Annotated in this window: 16 protein-coding genes; 9 read left to right on the top strand and 7 right to left on the bottom strand. The window is 63.6% G+C overall.

The features are described 5' to 3' along the window. Window positions 1-484: 484 nt before the first annotated feature. From DEIDE_RS08260 to DEIDE_RS08300, 9 genes are all read left to right on the top strand, one after another. Window positions 485-1210 (top strand): MogA/MoaB family molybdenum cofactor biosynthesis protein, encoded by a 726-nt coding sequence (locus tag DEIDE_RS08260; RefSeq protein ID WP_012693498.1) that lies wholly within the window; start codon window positions 485-487, stop codon window positions 1208-1210. 4 nt (window positions 1211-1214) lie between these two features. After that, complete coding sequence (locus DEIDE_RS08265) at window positions 1215-2012, top strand: hypothetical protein (RefSeq protein ID WP_012693499.1); 798 nt, start codon at window positions 1215-1217, stop codon at window positions 2010-2012. A 46-nt stretch (window positions 2013-2058) separates the two neighbouring features. After that, the gene (gene truD / locus DEIDE_RS08270; RefSeq protein WP_012693500.1) at window positions 2059-3141 is read left to right on the top strand and encodes a tRNA pseudouridine(13) synthase TruD; all 1083 of its coding nucleotides are present in this window, start codon (window positions 2059-2061) and stop codon (window positions 3139-3141) included. Window positions 3142-3146: 5 nt separating this feature from the next. Next, the gene (locus DEIDE_RS08275) at window positions 3147-3506 is read left to right on the top strand and encodes a hypothetical protein (protein ID WP_041227184.1); all 360 of its coding nucleotides are present in this window, start codon (window positions 3147-3149) and stop codon (window positions 3504-3506) included. A 41-nt stretch (window positions 3507-3547) separates the two neighbouring features. Next, window positions 3548-3988, top strand: a complete 441-nt coding sequence (locus DEIDE_RS18425) for a DUF3293 domain-containing protein (protein WP_012693502.1) — start codon at window positions 3548-3550, stop codon at window positions 3986-3988. A 4-nt stretch (window positions 3989-3992) separates the two neighbouring features. Beyond that, entirely contained in the window at window positions 3993-5756 is a 1764-nt protein-coding gene (locus tag DEIDE_RS08285) for an AlbA family DNA-binding domain-containing protein (RefSeq protein ID WP_012693503.1), read from the top strand. A 134-nt stretch (window positions 5757-5890) separates the two neighbouring features. Next, window positions 5891-7153 (top strand): ABC transporter substrate-binding protein, encoded by a 1263-nt coding sequence (locus tag DEIDE_RS08290; RefSeq protein ID WP_012693504.1) that lies wholly within the window; start codon window positions 5891-5893, stop codon window positions 7151-7153. Between the two features lie 235 nt (window positions 7154-7388). Continuing rightward, window positions 7389-8321 (top strand): carbohydrate ABC transporter permease, encoded by a 933-nt coding sequence (locus DEIDE_RS08295; protein ID WP_012693505.1) that lies wholly within the window; start codon window positions 7389-7391, stop codon window positions 8319-8321. A 13-nt stretch (window positions 8322-8334) separates the two neighbouring features. Continuing rightward, window positions 8335-9186 (top strand): carbohydrate ABC transporter permease, encoded by an 852-nt coding sequence (locus DEIDE_RS08300; protein ID WP_012693506.1) that lies wholly within the window; start codon window positions 8335-8337, stop codon window positions 9184-9186. A 282-nt stretch (window positions 9187-9468) separates the two neighbouring features. Here DEIDE_RS08300 and DEIDE_RS08305 read toward each other — a convergent pair whose 3' ends face one another. The 7 genes from DEIDE_RS08305 to DEIDE_RS08335 form a co-directional block, all read right to left on the bottom strand. Further along, entirely contained in the window at window positions 9469-9891 is a 423-nt protein-coding gene (locus tag DEIDE_RS08305) for a hypothetical protein (RefSeq protein ID WP_012693507.1), read from the bottom strand. Between the two features lie 249 nt (window positions 9892-10140). After that, window positions 10141-10395, bottom strand: coding sequence for a hypothetical protein (locus DEIDE_RS08310; RefSeq protein WP_041227185.1), 255 nt, complete (start codon window positions 10393-10395; stop codon window positions 10141-10143). A 94-nt stretch (window positions 10396-10489) separates the two neighbouring features. After that, window positions 10490-11611, bottom strand: a complete 1122-nt coding sequence (locus DEIDE_RS08315) for a DUF58 domain-containing protein (RefSeq protein WP_012693509.1) — start codon at window positions 11609-11611, stop codon at window positions 10490-10492. 3 nt (window positions 11612-11614) lie between these two features. After that, a complete protein-coding gene (locus tag DEIDE_RS08320) occupies window positions 11615-12601 on the bottom strand; it encodes an AAA family ATPase (RefSeq protein ID WP_012693510.1) in 987 nt (328 codons plus the stop codon). Beyond that, the gene (locus DEIDE_RS08325; RefSeq protein ID WP_162485423.1) at window positions 12598-14061 is read right to left on the bottom strand and encodes a DUF4129 domain-containing protein; all 1464 of its coding nucleotides are present in this window, start codon (window positions 14059-14061) and stop codon (window positions 12598-12600) included. Before DEIDE_RS08325 ends, DEIDE_RS08320 begins: the two co-directional genes overlap by 4 nt. Window positions 14062-14221: 160 nt before the next feature. After that, a complete protein-coding gene (rpoD, locus tag DEIDE_RS08330; protein ID WP_012693512.1) occupies window positions 14222-15865 on the bottom strand; it encodes an RNA polymerase sigma factor RpoD in 1644 nt (547 codons plus the stop codon). 184 nt (window positions 15866-16049) lie between these two features. Then, window positions 16050-17258 (bottom strand): class I SAM-dependent methyltransferase, encoded by a 1209-nt coding sequence (locus DEIDE_RS08335; protein WP_012693513.1) that lies wholly within the window; start codon window positions 17256-17258, stop codon window positions 16050-16052. Window positions 17259-17284: the final 26 nt, after the last annotated feature.

A 17284-nucleotide genomic window follows, 5' to 3' on the forward strand; every position in this document is an offset into this window, starting at 1 on the left:
ACAGGAGTTCCAGCGCGCGTGCGGAGGCCTGGCGGGGCAACGGTGTCTTCAACGAGCTGCCGCAAGTTCGAATCAGGGGAACAACACAACAACGACACTCCGTCACCAAGCTGCCAAATGAACCTGGGGGCGGACGCAGGGTTGCCGATAGTGGGAAAGGTAGTACAGCCACTTCTCAGTCACCTGACTGGTCTGTCTAGCTGCGTCACGCGCACGCGCTTGTTTATCTGCAGCGGTGCCCTGCAACGTCAGCATCCGGAGATATGCGGTCCGCTCGGTATGGTCAACGTCATTCGTGATCGTGACTGTCAGAACCCAGCAGCGAGTTGCGTCCGGTGAGCCAGAAGCCGGATCCGGTGACCAGCAGAGCTCCCTGACCTTGCCAGGACTGCAGACCAGCTAATGAGCAGACCAGCTACCTTATGAAACGTTCGGAGCGTCGTCTGACGCTGCACAGCCTTATGGCGGGGCGTATCGTAGGATCATGTCCGACGCCCTACACCGTCCCCAGTCACAGGGTCCTGTCACGTCCTCTGCCGAGCACCGGGACGCTGCGCCCACTTCCGTGCGGGTGGCTGTGGTCACGGTCAGCGATACCCGGACTCCAGAGACCGACACCAGCGGTCAGTATCTGCGTCAGGAGCTGGAAGCCGCTGGGCATCAGCTGGTGGGTTACCGATTGGTGCGCGATGACGCCGTCGAGATCCGTAGCGCGCTGGTGGCCCTGGCGCGCGAGGCCTCCGTGGTCCTGCTGACCGGCGGCACCGGCATGAGCGGCCGTGATGTCACGGTGCCCGTGGTGGAGTCCATGCTGACCAAACCAATGCCAGGTTTTGGAGAACTGTTCAGGATGCTGAGCTACGCCCAGGTCGGTGGCGCAGCCATGTTCTCGCGGGCCGTAGGAGGACTGATCCGTGGCGCGGCCGTATTCGCCATGCCGGGCAGCCTGAATGCGGTTCAGACCGCCTGGACTGGCATTCTGCGCGACGAACTGGGTCATGTTGCCTATGAAGTCGAACGGCACGGGCAGCCAGCCGGACAGATGCCCGGCACGCTGCGCCCTGCGCCTGCAGAAGCCATATCCCCTGCCAGCACACCAGACGTTCTGTCCAGCACACCCCCGTCCAATGGCTCCGGGTCGGTGGTGCCCGGTGGGCTGGGCCGCCATGCCCTCATTGACGACACCGACGAACGGAGACGCCGCAGGTGAACTCATGACGGGTGAACTGCAGTGGCTCGGTCTGCTGGCTCCCATTGCTCAGGTCACAGCCCCGTTCGCGGTGATGGTGTCACTGCTGTCGCTCTACTGGCTGGTGCGTGTGGCACGCGAGGCTCGCATGGGATTTGTACCGCGTGTGGCGTGGTGGGCGGTGCCCGGGGTGCTGCTGCTGCTGCTGACACCGGTCCTGGACGTGCCGGCCCTGTTTGGGGTGGGAGCGGCGCTGCTGCTCCTGGCCGAATTCTGGCCGGGCGCGTATGTGCCGGCGCGTGTGCGGCCCGGTTGGGCCTGGCCTGCGGTGGGACTGGTCACCGGAATGGCCCTGGCCCTGAGTGTGCTGCGCTCGGCACAGGTGGAAAGTGTCGCAGCCTTTGCCGCGATGGGCTGCCTGCTGGCCGGCACAGGGGGAATGCTAGCCGCGGTGCTGGGTCCACGCCGGCCTGCCAGGATACTGGGCTTCGAGGCACGGTGGAAAGCTACAGTCACACCAGAGTGGCCAGATCTCAGCGTCAGCCTGTCTCCACGCGGCGCGCACCTGAAAAATGTGTCTCGCGGGACTCTGCGGGTGGCAGGGTGGTCACCTGCGGGCATCAATGCCTGGTACCGCGTTCGCGGTGAGGACGGCCGGGCCATGAACGTTCTTCAGGCAGGTCAGGTGGCTTTTCTGCCGTTGGACGAGCACGACCGGGGCGTCCGTGTCTGGTATGCCCCCGAACGAGGCCGCGCAGCAACATGCCTGTTCCGGGCCGACTGGACACCGCCAGCTCGAGCGGCGCAGCGCGTGCTGAACTGATGAAGCAGAGCAACGGGTTCTCACGCCCGGGGCGGTCTGTAGGGATATGGTGAGCGGCATTGTGAGTCTGGTGTTTGACTGGTCGGCCCTGGGGTCTCTTACGGCGTCCCCTGGGACTGGCGGCGTGCTGCGTCGTGAACCCGGTGACTTCCGGGTTGAGGAGGTGCCGGCCTATGCGGCCTCCGGTGAGGGCGAGCACCTGTATCTGCAGCTGGAAAAAACCGGCCATACCACCGCTCATGTGCTGCGTGAACTCGCAGCGCAGCTGGGAGTCCGTGACCGTGATATCGGGGTCGCCGGTCTCAAGGACCGCCATGCAGTGACCACGCAGTGGATCAGCCTTCCGGCCAAGGCTGAACCCCGGCTGGCAACCTTCAGCATGGACGGTGTGCGGGTGCTGGAAACCACACGGCACGGGAACAAGCTGGGCCTCGGCCACCTGCGTGGAAACCGCTTTGTGGTGCGTGTTCGCGGCCCGGTCGGGCGCGCTGCGGAGGCCCAGGCGACTTTGCAGGAACTGACCGAGCGTGGGGTGCCGAACTACTTCGGGCCGCAGCGTTTCGGCGTGGGCGGGCTCAACGCCGAAGAGGGCCTGCGGGTGCTGCGCGGCGAGTCACGTCTGAAAGACCCCCGGGTGCGCAGGTTTCTGACCACCAGCGTGCAAAGCATGATCTTTAACGCCTTTTTGAGTCTGCGCCTGGAGCGTGGGGTGTTCGCCACGCTGCTTCTGGGCGATATGGCCAAGAAACACGATACCGGCGGCGTGTTCCTGGTCGAGGACCCTGAAGCGGAAACGCCACGCGCCGAACGCGGTGAAGTCAGCGCCACCGGCACACTGTTCGGCCGCAAAGCCAGACCCCTGACGCTGGATGCCGGGGCACTGGAGGCCAAAGCACTGGCGGCTTTTGGTCTGAGCCCCGAGGTGTTCTCTTCGCGGCGCGGTGACCGTCGCCTGACCCGGGTATTTCCCGAAGGCACACTGGTCACGCCTGAGGACGACGGCTTCACAGTGGCATTTACGCTGCCCAAGGGGAGTTTCGCCACCAGCGTCCTGCGCGAGATCATGAAATCAGACGTGGACAGCGCGGCACTGCACGACCCTGAAAGTAGCGAAGAGGCCGAAGAGTGAGGGCAATGCTTGGGTGGGCGTTGATTGTGCTGCTGGCCGGCAGTGGCAGCAGCACAACGGCCCCCCCTCCTTTGCAACTGCAGCTGACCCAGGGCGGCGCACTGCTGATGGGGAGGCTGAATATCCCACGGGCTGACGAGATTACCGGCGTGTGGTCCGGTCAGGGGCGGGCGAGGTTGCTGCACTGTACGCCGCGCTGCGTCGTCGTCCAGACCCTGCCTCTGGACCGTTCACTGCAGCTGGGTCCGGACGCCCGCTACCGGATCGTCCTGGGCGGAAAATTTAAGGTCGGGCAGAAGGTCAGTCTGGTGCTGCGCCTGCGCCAGACCCCTGTGCTGAATGCCAGCGCCGTGGTGGTGCGCTGAACAGCGGGCCGGATAAGCCGGATAAAGCGGCAGCCCAGGAAATGCGAACCGCCTTTCTGAGGAGTGAGTACGGCACGGCCACCGAACGTTTCCGGCTCTCCCCCACGCGCGCACCTGCGCCGTCCTGGACCATAGCTGGCCGCGGCTGGGGAATAGTGACGGCCTGGAACCCCGGAGCGCGGGCTCAGGACGCTGCACTCAACAGGGCTGCACACACCAGACTCGGTATCCGGACAGCCCAATTGCGCCGCATGGACGCCGTCAATGGGAAAGGCGACTGGCAGGAGGAAGCCTTCCTGCTGCTGGACATCTCCCTGGCCGAAACGGTGAAGCTGGGGCGTGAGTTCGGTCAGGCGGCCGTACTGTTTGCGGTTGGGCAAAGGGCCGCACTGGTGTGGTGTGAGCCTGCCCCGGTTCAGGTGGAACGCTTCTGGGCGGAACTCCACCCTGGTGAGGCTTCCTGCTGCAGCTGTATACTCTGACTTTGTGACGCAAGGCGCCGGACATGCCATTTCACCGCTGGGGGTCCTGCCTCCATCTGGTCCAACTTGCATCCACCTGCCGCTCAACGTGACCCCCCAGGATCTGGCGCGCCACGCTGTGGGTCTGGCCAACGCCCGCGGCGGAACCGTGCTGGTCGGCGCAGATCTGGTGGGCGCAGCCGCTCCTGCTGAACGCGACGCCGGGGAACTGCATCCGCTGATGGTCACCCACGCCATTTTCGAGCTCTCCGGCGGACGGCTGACCGTCAATGTCCAGCACCACCGCCTTCCCGGCGGAACCCGGGTCCTGGCAGTGTTTGTCCCTCAGGCGCCGTATGTCCTGGCCGCGCCCGATGGTGCGGTAATCGCCTGGGACGGCGCACATCTGGTACCGGTGACTCCGGCAGAGGCCGAACCGGTCGCAGATCAGGACTACACCGCAGTCGTGCCGCCCGATGCCTCGCTGGCAGACCTGGACCCGGCCGAAGTCGCGCGGCTGCGTGGCCTGGGCCGACAAGGCGGCGCCGCCAGTCTGCCGGACCTGGACTTCCTGCGCGAGCTGGGGCTGATTGTTCCCAGCGCCGGAGCCCTGCGGCCGACGCTGGCGGCCATCATGCTGGCAGGTACGCCTGCAGCGCTGCGGGCCCATGTGCCTCAAGCCGAGGTGTGTTTTTACCATCACGCCACCAGCGACGTGGAATTCCAGTTTCGGGAGGACCTCCTGCGTCCCATTCCGGCGCTGCTGACCCGTCTGGCCGAGCTGATCCAGGCCCGCAACCGGTTTACGCCGGTGCAGGTGGGCCTCTTCCGCATCGAGGTCTGGGACCAGGACGAGGCGGTCTACCGCGAGGCCCTGCTTAATGCCCTGACGCACCGCGATTACACCCTGCGTGACGCCGTGCATGTCCATCACTATCCCGACCGGCTGGAAATCATGAATCCCGGTGGGCTGCCGGGCGGCATCACCCCGGGCAACATCCTTCGCCATCAGCCCAAGCGCCGCAATCCGCTGCTGGCCGAGGTGCTTTCGCGCCTCGGACTGGTCGAGCGTGCGGGGGTGGGCGTGGACAAGATGTACGGTCTGATGCTCCGTCACGGCAAGGAGCCACCGGAATACACCACCTACGCCGACGCGGTGACGCTGACCCTGCACAGCCCCGGCTTCGATGCCGAGTTCGTGCGTTTTGTGGCCCGCAAGCAGGAAGACATGCAGACCCTGTCACTGGACATGCTGATCGTCCTGAGCCTGCTGGCACGTGAGGGCGAGGCGACCCGGTCGGTTCTGGCGCGCGCCCTGCAACTGCCTGAGGACCGTACTCCCCGCCTGCTGCGCGGCATGGAGGAGCACCGCCTGATCGCCCGGTCCGGAGTGGGCCGCGGCATCGCCTATACCCTGAGCAGCGAAGTGCGCCGGGCGCTGGGCCGTGACGTCCAGGCGGCGACGATGCCACCTGTGGTGATACCGGTGCCGGTTGCGCCAGCGTCTACCCCCGACGTTACCCTACCGGTCAACTCTGCGCCTGCTCTCACGCCTATGAACAGGTCACGTCGTTCAGCTGCCGATGGCACAGGGCCGACCGGGGCCGAGGTCCGTGCCATTGCGCTGGCCCTGGCGCGCGAGCGTGGCCGCGTTCGAAACGTAGACCTGCGACTGACGTGCGGCCTGAATACCCAGCAGGCCTGGCGCGCCCTGCGAAGCCTGGTTCAGGCAGGGCTGCTGCGCAAACTGGGCACGGGAACCCGTGACGCTGCCTATAAACTGTCCTGAGTGTCGGTTGCCAGACAGGTGAATTGACACTGTCTACAGGGGAGTGTAGCCTTACTTTTACAAGAATTCACAAAAGTGTGGAACCGCTTCCGCCGTTGGAACGGACCGTGTAGGACTTTCACACAGGGGGACACATGAAGAAAGCAATTGCCATCTTAGGTCTTACCACTGCTCTTGCCGGCGCCAGCCAGGCCGGGGCTGTTACCGTCACCCTTGCCTGCGGCACTGTGGGTCAGGAACTGCAGCTGTGCAAGGAAGGCGCAGCACGCTGGGCCAAGAAGACCGGGAACACGGTCAAGATCTTTGAGAGCCCTAACCTGACCAACGACCGCCTGGGCCTGTACCAGCAGCAGCTGGCCGCCAAGAGCAGTGACATTGATGTGTACCAGCTTGACGTGATCTGGCCCGGTCTGCTCTCCCAGCACTTCGTTGACCTGAAGGGCAAGATCCCGGCCAGTGAAGTCAACACGCACTTTAAGGGCATCGTGGCGGCCAACACCGTGGGCGGCAAATTGGTCTCCATGCCCTGGTTCACGGACGCCGGCCTCCTGTACTACCGCACTGACCTCCTGAAGAAGTACGGATACAACGCTCCTCCCAAGACCTGGGCGGAAATGGCGACCATGGCCCGCAAAATCCAGAGCGGTGAGCAGAAGACCAACAAGGGCTTTGCTGGCTTTGTATTCCAGGGCAAGAACTACGAGGGTCTGACCTGCAACGCCCTGGAATGGGTTTCCTCCTTCGGCGGCGGCACCATCGTGGACGACTCCGGCAAGGTGACCATCAACAACGCCAAGGCGGCTCTGGCGCTCGATACCGCTGCGGGATGGATCCGCGACATCAGCCCCCGCGGCGTGACCACCTACGGCGAAGAAGAAGCCCGCGGGATCTTCCAGTCGGGCAACGCTGCCTTCATGCGCAACTGGCCCTATGCCTGGGCGCTGGGCCAGAGCGATGACAGCAAGGTCAAGGGCAAGATCGGCGTTGCGCCCCTGCCAGCCGGAGTGGGCGGCAAGCCCGCCGCGACCCTGGGTGGCTGGAACCTCGGCGTGAGCCAGTACTCCAAGAACCAGGCTGCCGCCATTGACCTCGTGCGCTACCTGACCGGCCCCGCCGAGCAGAAGATCCGCGCCATTGAAGGTGCTTACAACCCCACCATTACCACCCTGTACCAGGACAAGGCCATTCTGGCGAAGAACCCCTTCTTCGGCAGCCTGTACAGCGTGTTCACGAACGCGGTTGCGCGTCCCTCGGGCCCGACCAAGAGCAAGTACAACCAGGTCTCCCAGGCCTTCAGCACGGCAGTCAGCAGCGTGCTCAACGGCAACACCAAGGGTCAGGCTGCCGTGGCAAAACTCAATACCGACCTTGCCCGCATCAAGGGCCGGGGCTGGTAAGCCTTAACAGGACGCCATAGGGCGTAGGTCCCTGGGGGACGTCCACAAGTTGGACGTCCCCCCCTCTTATGACATCCATTCAGGTTCGCTCCAGCTGATCTTCATTTCAGCCAGAGCCTGCGGGCGCAGGCTGGAAGAGCCAAACCGACCTTCAGATTCCGTCCGTTCACGTTCTTACCGCGCCGCCTCTGCGGCCCACCTTGCCCGGTCGCCGGGCAGGACAGGGGGCATATTCATGACGACCAAGGTCACATCCACCCCGGTACCCCCGACCCGCAGGCGTGGGACGGAAGCCGCCCGCGCCCGGCAGGCGTTCTGGCTGCTGCTTCCTACCCTGATCGCCATTGCGCTGGTTGCCGGATATCCACTGTACCGAACGATCTTCTTTGCCCTGTTTGAAGCAGACCTCACCACGCCGGACCAGCGCACCTTCCTGGGGCTGGGGAATTTCTGGTTCACCACCGAAGAAGGCGTTGCCCTGGGCTTTCTGCAGGATCCGAAATGGTGGGAAGCAGTCAAGAACACCATGCTGTTTACAGTCGTCAGCGTGTTCCTGGAAACAGTGTTCGGGATGATTATCGCCCTTGTCGTCAACAGTGCCTTCAAGGGCCGGGCTTTTCTGCGCACGGCCATGCTGGTGCCCTGGGCCATTCCAACGGTGGTCAGCGCCCAGATGTGGGCATATATGTATAACGATTCCTTCGGGCTGGTTGGTCGCGGGCTGCTGGGAGGTCAGGCGCTGCTGGCCAACACCGACACGGCCATCTGGGCGCTGATTGCTGTAGATGTCTGGAAAACCACGTCCTTCATGGCCCTGCTGATTCTGGCTGGACTGCAAAGCCTGCCCGGCGACATGTACGAAGCAGCCGATATGGACGGGGCCAGCAAATGGACCCAGTTCTGGCGGCTGACGCTGCCACTGCTGCGTCCGGCGCTGCTGGTCGCACTGGTGTTCCGCAGCCTGGACGCCCTGCGCGTGTTCGACATCATGTATGTGATGCTGGGTGCCAACAATGCCGCAGCGACCAGCATGACCGGCTATGCCCGGCAGGCCATGATCGACAATTCGATGCTGGGTATGGGCAGCGCCGTAGCCGTGGCGATCTTCCTGATCATCATGGTGATTGTCGTCGTTTACGTCACCGCTTTCCGCGTGAAGTTCGACTGAGGGAGACCGCGCCATGAACCTGCAAAAAACCAACCCTACCCTATACTACCTCCAGCGCGGGCTGTTCTACCTGCTGGTCCTCGTCATTTCCGTCTACCTGCTGCTGCCGTTCTTCTGGGCTGTTCTGACCAGCTTCCGCCGTTCGGGTGACCTGTTCCTGAGCCCGATGGAGTTCGTCATGGCGCCCTCCACCGTATCCAACTACGTTCAGGTGTTCGCCAATCCTAGCTTCCAGCGCGGGTTGCTGTTCAGCGTGATTGTGGCTGTCGCAGCGGTAATAATCAGCCTGATCCTGGGCTCCTTTGCGGCCTACGCTCTGGGACGGTTCCGGTTCAAGGGCAAGAGCATGGTGCTGTATATCATCCTGGCTGTCAGTGTCTTCCCGCAGATCGCGGTCTTGGGGGGCCTGTTCACCCTTGTGCGTGCGACCGGCCTGTACAACAACCCGATTGCTCTGATTTTCAGCTATCTGATCTTCACGATTCCGTTTACGGTCTGGGTGCTGACCTCGTTCGTGCGTGACATTCCAGGAGAGCTGGAAGAAGCTGCGCTCGTCGACGGCGCATCTCCCCTTCAGACCCTGTTCAAAGTACTGTTTCCGGTGATGATGCCAGCTCTGGTCACGACCGGGCTGCTCGCTTTTATCAATGCCTGGAACGAGTACCTGTTTGCCCTCACCTTTACCAGCAGCAACCGTACGGTGCCTGTGGTGATCGCCAACTACTCCGGCGCGTCGCAATATGACCAGCCGTGGGGCCAGATTATGGCCGCCAGCATCGTGGTCACGGTACCGCTGATCATTCTGGTACTGGTGTTCCAGCGCAACATCGTGTCTGGTCTGACTGCCGGAGCCGTCAAAGGCTGAAAGCTATTAAAAAAAGGCCGCCGACCTATGTCAGTCGGCGGCTTTTTTATGCCACAGTTTCAGAGATCCCTGCCCCGTTCATGGGCCTCTGCCCTGTTCCTTGAAGGATGGGGCCACGCCTGGGAATGGAAGGCCGTTCGGCCTGCAGCATGCTGAATCATCGGCGGGAGTCAGGCAACCACACGTCCAAAAGATCAACCTGGAAAGTGCGTATGGGCATCCGGTCAACCTGCCGAGAAAACAGCGTTACCTTGCCACTGCGCACCCGTAGGGGCCAAGGGATCAATTGAGCGTGTCTGGGCCACCTGGAAGATCCTCACTGGCATAGGTTGCCGTGAGCTCACGCAGCAGCTGCCGGGCCAGAACTGCCAGATCCTCTTCTGAAACGCTGGTCAGCTGGAACGTTCCGCCCGGCCCGAACTCGCCGTGAAAGGCTGCACCTGTCCACCGGACTCTCACCATCACTTCGCATACGCCCAGGCGCAGCCATCCAACGTGAAAAGCACCCAGTGGAAGGGGCCGTAGTCTGACTTCTGGGTCCAGCGCCATATCGAGCATCACGTTGTTCAGGGGCATCCCCGGCCCACCTGCCGTGCGGAGAGCCTGATACAGCCCGGTCAATACCGTCTCGCAGGCCTGTTGCTCGGCCTGCCGGGCAGCCGCATGCCGGCGTATCACAGCCTGGAGTTCATCGAAGGCGCTCATCGAAGCTCACTCATGATGGATCACAGAGTCAAGGTGACACAGAAAGTGCTGATCCGGAGTAAGACTCTTACCGCGAAGAGGGGGCACCCGAAACCTAAAGCTCTGGTATCCGCCCCCGCTCCCACTATTCTGGATTTGTATCATGCCAACTTAAGCTCAGCTTGCGTTCTGGTCACAAGGAAGACCTTATTCAAAGATGCTTCCTGACCAAAAAAGATACCCATACGGGTACCTGATTTCAGCGGAGCTTCAATGTTCGTGCCTGGTGGTGTCGTCGGCTGGCATGTGAGAGCTGGCAGGATCACTGGTAATCATACTGCCGTTCGAAGCGACATCCTGAGCATCCAGGCCAAGGTCCTGGAACTCGTCGGCCACCTTGGCTTCAGCGGCTTCATCGACGCTCATCGCCGGGCGCGGGTCGGTGCGCCCCATGAACTGCAGGTCCACATTGCTGATTTCTTCGCCGGAATGGGAGGTCTGCTGTTTTTTGTCGTCGTGGGTCATAGCTGTACGGTAGCAGCGGCTTGTCGCAGCCACCTGAGCACTTCCTTTATGCCCATTGCAGGCGGCTTTCACCTGCCTTCACATGCGGCCAAGGTCAGGCACCCAGTCGCAGCACGCTCTGATTGCCGCGGAGCACATACACCAGCACACCAGCTCCCGCCAGGACACCTGCCTGACGCTCCAGCTCCCGGATAGTCTCGGGCGCTCCTGCCCACTGCCGGCGCGGTTTCTCGCCGGGCTCCAAGTAAAATCCTTCAGGCATGGCCACAATGACGACCCGGCTGGCAGTCGCCCGCGCCCGCATCGCCTGCTCGACAAGTGCGGGTCCGGCTGTTGCGGTCAGGATGACCAGATTGCCGCCAGGACGGGTGGATGGGATGATCGGCGGGCCAGGTTCGGGCTGCAGCCGTGCCAGATGCAGCAACGCCGCATGCTGTGCGTCGGCGCCGCGGCCCGCTACAGTCATCCCCCCCTGGGAAGCTACTGCCATAGGCAGGTCCATAGATACAGCTTCCCGCACCAGGCTGGCCGCCAGACGGACAGCGCTCTCGGTATAGGTCGAGCCTCCGGCTGTGGTGTCCAGATACACCGTGAGGCTGCTTGCAGCGGTACGTTCCAGCTCGCGGACGGTCAGGGTGCCGGTCCGGGCCGAGAGGCGCCAGTGGATCCGTCCCGGTGAGTCGCCGGTCTGGTATTCACGCGCACCCCGCAGGCTGATCGGGTCGTCGAGCCCCAGCGTGCGGCTCAGGTGACCCTCGCTCAGAAGTGGACGCAACAGGTCGGGAAGGATCAGGCCATGAGTACCGGGAAAGACTTCCAGGTGGGTTGGCACCGGCAAGGTAAGCTGTCGCCAGAACAGACCCAACGGATCGGCCCAGCGCACGGTGACGGCCGGCCAGTCATAGATTCCACGGCAATTGAGGGTCAGGGACGTATCCCAGGTGTGTTCTCGTGTGCCCATCAGCTCACCACTGAAAACTGGCAGCATATCGGGAATGACACTGCGGGGCAGGGCGTCTTCGACGTGATAACGCACCGGCAGACGACTGCTGATCAGCACCTGCACACCCAGCTGTACGCGTGTACCCTGAAAGCCGCTGGACGGCAGCTCGCGCGTCAGGGTGACCTGAGGCGGGGTGCGGTACAGAACCCAGAGCCCGCCTGCCAGAACTGAAAGCAGGGCGGCCCACAGCACCCAGGTCAGGAAGAGCGACACGGCTCAGCCCCGGACGGGGATAGCAGCAGCCTGGCCCTCGATCCCTTGGTTCTCGACCGGTACCGGCTCGGCTTTCAGCACGTCCTGGACGACGCGCTCCGCCGGGTGGCCCTGCAATCTCGCCTCAATGTTCAGGCTCAGGCGGTGGGCCAGCACTCCGGGTGCCGCCCGCTGCACATCGTCTGGCGTCACGAACTGCCGGCTCTCCTGCCAGGCGAGCGCCTGGGCCACACCCTGCAGCGCGAGGCTGGCACGCGGTCCCCCACCCAGCGCCACCACAGGGTGCTCACGGGTGCGCCGCACCAGGCCGGCCACATAGCGCCGCAGGTCCTCGGATACGAACACCTCGCGGACCTGCGCCTGCGCCTGGAGCAGTTCCGCTGGGGTCGTCACCGCCCCCAGGGTATGAATCGGATGCTCTCCCTGCAGGCGGTCAAGCAACCGGACTTCCTCCTCCAGTGTTGGATAACCCACCGAGAGGCGCAGCAGGAAGCGGTCAAGCTGCGCTTCGGGCAGCCGGTAGGTTCCCTCGTGCTCCACCGGGTTCTGGGTGGCGATCACCACGAAGGGCGCGGGCAACCGGTGCGTGACGCCAGACTCGGTCACCTGCCCTTCACCCATGGCCTCAAGCAGCGCGGACTGGGTTTTGGGGGTCGCCCGGTTGATCTCGTCGGCCAGCAGGACGCCAGTAAAGATCGGGCCGGGCACAAAGTTGAACTCCCCCGTTGCCGGGCGGTACACGCTGACGCCAGTGACGTCGCCGGGCAATAGATCCGGGGTGAACTGGACACGGCGGAAGGTCAGGCCCAGGCTGGCCGCCAGCGCACGCGCCAGCATGGTTTTACCTGTGCCCGGAGCATCTTCGAGCAGCACGTGGCCGCCTGCCAGAACACCAGCCAGGGCCTGACGGGTGACCTCGTCCTTACCAACCAGCACACGGGCAACGTTGTCCAGGACACGGGAGGTAAATGTGGTTGTCTGCATGGTCATAGGGGCTCCTTGAAGTTGTTGGGTGATTCCGGGTGGGGGTCGGTAAGGTCGTCCGGGCCGAGCTGCGGCAGCGTGCTCAGAGCTCTGGTCAGCTCTGCCACAGCCGCTTCAGCCTGGTCAGCGTTGTCGTCAGTCACACGCCCGCCATAGCGCACTGGTCCGTACGCACTTGCCAGGGTCGTCAGGGCATCAGCCAGAACAGGATCACGGGCTCCCAACCTGGCGGCGTAGCCTGCCGGGGTCTCAGCGGGGGACCGCCCTCGCCCAGAGGCCGTCAAGGCCGCCTCCGCGTTACGGTAAGCGATTCGAACGCGGTGCAGCGCCTCCTGCTGGACCGATGTGGCCGGTACAGTGCCTGGATCAGTCACAGCAGAGTTATGCGGAGCAGGTAGCGCGAAGCCGCGCCGCAGCCGGTGAAAGAGTGCCACCAGAAGGAGAGTGGTCAGCGCCAGGGCCAGCCAGATCTGAAGCTGCACCAGAGGCGTCAGCTCCAGGGAGCGGGTGGCCGTCGCTGGCGTCAAAGCGTCTGGCATACGCATCAGCTTTTCAATTAGATTCATACCGTCCATGCCCATGGCACTACTACCACCACTATTGAGAAGCGCCGCTACCACCAGCCAAACCACGCCGGTCAGGATGAGGGTCATAGCAATCAGAACTTCAGCAGGATGCCGGCGTTGACCAGACCCTCGCAGGGTAAGACGCAGCAGCAGAGCCAATCCAGGCAACAGCAGTGCACCGGCAACCAGAAGGAAGGTCAAAGGCGTCAGCAGCCGTGACGCGTCAATCTGTACTTCAAGAGGTTTGGTAATTACGCCTTCGGTGCCTGCCGATCGATTCCCGGAATGAACTGGCTCTGCAGTCTGGCGGGGTCCACCGAGCGTATCCGGGCTGCGCACAGTCTCATTTCCCGCCATGCGGCTGGTCAGCCATGAGGAATTCGCCTGAGGCAGCAGGGCTGAGATCAGCACACCTGCAACCAGCACTGCGAGCGTCCACGACCACACCCGCCGATCTAGTACCCGGTCTGAGCGACGGTCATCCGGGCCCGGCCGGGCTGCGAGTCCGCCGACCAGCGCCAAGAGCAGCAGCGGCTGGGGCGCCACGAGACCAGCCGCCAGCACCGGCCATATACCACGGCGCGCGCCCTCTTGCAGGGTCTGGGCCCCCAGGTTGAGGAATACGCCGGCCAGGGTCCAGACGATGTACGACACGGCCAGCACCACCAGGGAAGCCAACCCGCTCTGAAACGCGGCCGGGACACTGACTATGGCGGTAACAGCTGTCACCAGCAGTGTCAGCGTCAGCCGCAGGGTTGCCCATACGGGACTGCGCACGCCCAGCGCATAGACGACACATAAAGTCAGGCAGCTCCAGACTGGCATGATGCCCAGGAGGGCCAGGGGCAGCAGGGCCAGCCCATACGCCCGCCAGTGTTTAATGGCGGACGTTTCTTCCACAGGCGAAAATGTGCCCGCTGTCATGGCAAGGCTTCCCGGCCAGCGGGGAACGGCAGAAACAGAGGCATTTCCGGCAGTCTAGCGGCTGCACGGCCAGCTCAAAAGCGAAGTTGCCCCAGACACAACAGTCCGGGGCAACAACAGAACGTGGAGGTAAAACTCAGTCCAGGAAGTCGCGCAGTTTGCGGGTGCGGCTTTCGTGGTACTTGAGCTTGCGCAGCGCCTTGTTCTCGATCTGGCGGATGCGCTCACGGGTCACGCTGAAGCGCTGCCCGACCTCTTCCAGGGTGTGTTCGCGTCCGTCTACCAGCCCTTTGCGGAACTTCAGGACCATCGCCTCACGCTCGGTGAGCTTGCTCAGGGCCTTTTCGAGTTCCTCGGAAAGCAGGGTCTTGGCCGCGTTCTCGACCGGGGAGTCAAGGTTCTCGTCGGGAATGAAGTCTCCATAGAAGGAGTCCTTCTCATCCCCGATAGGGGTTTCCAGTGATACCGGTTCCTGGCTGACCTTCTGGACTTCCTCGACCTTGGCAGCGTCCCAGCCCGGGCCCATGGCCTCAGCGATCTCCTCGTGGGTTGCCTCGCGGCTGAGTTCCTGCTGCAGCTGCCGGGCGGTACGGGTAAGCTTGTTAATGGTCTCGACCATGTGCACCGGAATACGGATGGTCCTGGCCTGGTCAGCAATAGCGCGGTTGATGGCCTGACGGATCCACCAGGTGGCATAGGTGGAGAATTTGTAGCGGCGGCGGTACTCGAACTTCTCGACTGCACGAATCAGGCCCTGGTTGCCTTCCTGGATCAGGTCCAGAAAGCCCAGGCCACGCCCGGTGTACTTCTTGGCAATCGAGACCACCAGGCGGAGGTTGGCCTCAATCAAACCCTGACGGGCATTGGCACCGTCTTCCATCTGGCGCATCAGGCGGCGCCGGCCACGGTCGTCGAGTTCTACATCCTCTTCGAGCAGCTTACGGGCTTCCTCACCTTCCTCGATGCGGCGGGCCAGCGCAATTTCTTCTTCCAGCGTCAGCAGCGACACACGGCCGATCTCGTGCAGGTACTGGCGCACTGGATCGTTGCTGACCGCACGGGGCATATCGTCGAAGTATTTTTCCTCGTCGTCGTCGGTGGCCGCGCGGGCACCCGGGACCTCTTCGACCTCGGCATCATCGTCGGTGTCCTCGTCTTCATCCTCGTCGAGGTCCTGCACTTCAATGTTCTGCCCAGCGAGGTACAGCTGCATGTCCTCGAAGGCGTCGGGGCTCTCCGGATCCAGGCCGTTGGCTTCCAGCGCCAGACCCAGCGCCGCCGCGACTTCCTCGCTGGACAGCACGCCTGCGGCGCGTCCGGCCTTGAGCATGTCCTGAATGCTGGGGTGGGCGTAGTACGGCTTGTCAGCCGGACCGCCAGCCTTGGGCGCCACCACCTTGACCGCAGGAGCTTTGGCGCCTTTGGCTGCCTTGGCAGCCGGTTCAGCGTCGCCTTGTGCTTTGGCTGCCTTCTTGGCCGGAGCCTTGGCCGCCTTGTCAGCAGTTTTAGCCGGCTTGCTGGCCGCTTCCACAGTCTTGGGCTGGTCAGCGGCTGGCTTGGCGGCAGCCTTCTTGGCAGCAGGCTTCGCCGTCTTATCGGCAGCTGCCTTTTTGGGGGCAGCCTTGGCCTCTTGCGTCACAGGCTGTTCGGCAACCGCGGTACCAACCGCCTTCACACGCGTGCGGGGCTTGTCCGGGGTGTTGATAACGGGCTCGGCCTTGGGGGCGTCAGCGGTCGCAGCGACCTTGGTACGCGTGCGAGGTTTGGTGGAATCTGCCATGCGGCCTCCTGCGGAACGGGAAACGATCGGAACTTCAGTGCCTCGGCGGTGTCTGGACGGAATTCAAGGGGCCGGGGAGCGGAGCGCGTAATTCTAGCAAACCCGCCCGGTTCGCCGCAGGCCTGGAGTTCAGAGGTCCAGAACAAGCTTTATACGCGGTAGGGCCCCTCCGGGTTCCCAGGCCTCAGGCGGGCCGGGTGGCCAGGAGAACTTTGAAGCCTCCTGCCCGGATCAGCTCACGTGTCTGGCCGACAGCCTGCATGGCCTGCTCATAGGGCAGCGGCTCATTGGCCACCAGATACAGGGCGCCTCCAGGATTCAGGCGGCGGGAAGCGGCCGCAATAAATTCCCGGGCTACGTCGAGCACGACCCCACGTCCCACATGAAAAGGTGGATTGGTCAGGATCACGTCGAAGGTACGGTCCCCCAGTTCGGCGTCCACGTCACTGTGCACGACCTCACCCCCCAGGCCACTGGCCACCAGTGTGGCCTGGGCACTGCGCACACTCAAAAGGTCGCCGTCGACCAGGGTCACGTGCGCTCCTCGCAGGGCTGCCCAGGCTCCGATGAGACCAGTGCCGCAGCCCAGATCCAGCACCGTGCGCCCCTGCAGTTGCAGATCTACAAGGTGATCGAGCATCAGTGTTGTGGCCTTGTCTGGTTTGGCGGCGCTGAACACCCCAGGCAGACCCACCACCTTGACGCCGTAGGCTTCGTATCCTTCGGGTTCCGGATACACCGGTGTCGGTCCGGGGCGGCGGATCAGGCGGGCCACCCGCATGCCACCGTCGCGGGCAATGGTCTCGCCTGATCCGAAGGCACTGCCTGCTGCCCGCACATAGCGGTCAAAGCCTTTGTCGCGGTCGCCCGCCAGATACAGCGTGCCGCCCGGAGGCGTGCAGGCATGTGCCCAGGCCACCTGACTGAGCGCGTAGGCATTCCCCCGGTCACCCGCCAGAACCATTGCGACGGTTCGCGCCCGCTCCGGCCAGCGCTCCGTCAGAGAATCTCCAGGCACCGCGGCGCAGGTGTCGTGGCCGGCCGCACTCAGGACGCTGAGTGCCGCAGCGCTGCCTTCCACCGCCCGGAGCGTCACGCCGCTCAGGCTGCCAATCAATCCTCCCATGGCGGTCAGGTCCAGCACATCGCCGCGCACCTTGTCCTTGCGCATGGTCTGCGCGAGCAGGGCCTGCGCTGCGTCTACCTCCGGAAACCCGCGTACCCCAGGTTTCGTCAAGGCCTTGTGCCGGTCCAGTCGCTCTGGCAGCAGCGCCGGGCGCGGGGTGAAGTACCCCTCTGTAGCAAAAGGCTCACCGGCCCGGCCTGGGGCATGGCGCGGCGGCGCGTCCTGACTGCGCGATATTCTGATCTTCTGTCTGCGTCCACCCGTCATCTGTTCTTTCCTTTATCACACGCACG

This window comes from Deinococcus deserti VCD115 (assembly GCF_000020685.1).
In the GTDB taxonomy this organism is placed as follows: domain Bacteria; phylum Deinococcota; class Deinococci; order Deinococcales; family Deinococcaceae; genus Deinococcus; species Deinococcus deserti.

Excerpts from the sequence above, each read along its gene's own strand:
- DEIDE_RS08260 (WP_012693498.1), top strand. The coding sequence starts at position 485 with ATGTCCGACGCCCTACACCGTCCCCAGTCACAGGGTCCTGTCACGTCC.
- DEIDE_RS08265 (WP_012693499.1), top strand. The coding sequence starts at position 1,215 with ATGACGGGTGAACTGCAGTGGCTCGGTCTGCTGGCTCCCATTGCTCAG.
- truD (WP_012693500.1), top strand. The coding sequence starts at position 2,059 with ATGGTGAGCGGCATTGTGAGTCTGGTGTTTGACTGGTCGGCCCTGGGG.
- DEIDE_RS08275 (WP_041227184.1), top strand. The coding sequence starts at position 3,147 with ATGCTTGGGTGGGCGTTGATTGTGCTGCTGGCCGGCAGTGGCAGCAGC.
- DEIDE_RS18425 (WP_012693502.1), top strand. The coding sequence starts at position 3,548 with ATGCGAACCGCCTTTCTGAGGAGTGAGTACGGCACGGCCACCGAACGT.
- DEIDE_RS08290 (WP_012693504.1), top strand. The coding sequence starts at position 5,891 with ATGAAGAAAGCAATTGCCATCTTAGGTCTTACCACTGCTCTTGCCGGC.
- DEIDE_RS08295 (WP_012693505.1), top strand. The coding sequence starts at position 7,389 with ATGACGACCAAGGTCACATCCACCCCGGTACCCCCGACCCGCAGGCGT.
- DEIDE_RS08300 (WP_012693506.1), top strand. The coding sequence starts at position 8,335 with ATGAACCTGCAAAAAACCAACCCTACCCTATACTACCTCCAGCGCGGG.
- DEIDE_RS08305 (WP_012693507.1), bottom strand. The coding sequence starts at position 9,891 with ATGAGCGCCTTCGATGAACTCCAGGCTGTGATACGCCGGCATGCGGCT.
- DEIDE_RS08310 (WP_041227185.1), bottom strand. The coding sequence starts at position 10,395 with ATGACCCACGACGACAAAAAACAGCAGACCTCCCATTCCGGCGAAGAA.
- DEIDE_RS08320 (WP_012693510.1), bottom strand. The coding sequence starts at position 12,601 with ATGACCATGCAGACAACCACATTTACCTCCCGTGTCCTGGACAACGTT.
- rpoD (WP_012693512.1), bottom strand. The coding sequence starts at position 15,865 with ATGGCAGATTCCACCAAACCTCGCACGCGTACCAAGGTCGCTGCGACC.
- DEIDE_RS08335 (WP_012693513.1), bottom strand. The coding sequence starts at position 17,258 with ATGACGGGTGGACGCAGACAGAAGATCAGAATATCGCGCAGTCAGGAC.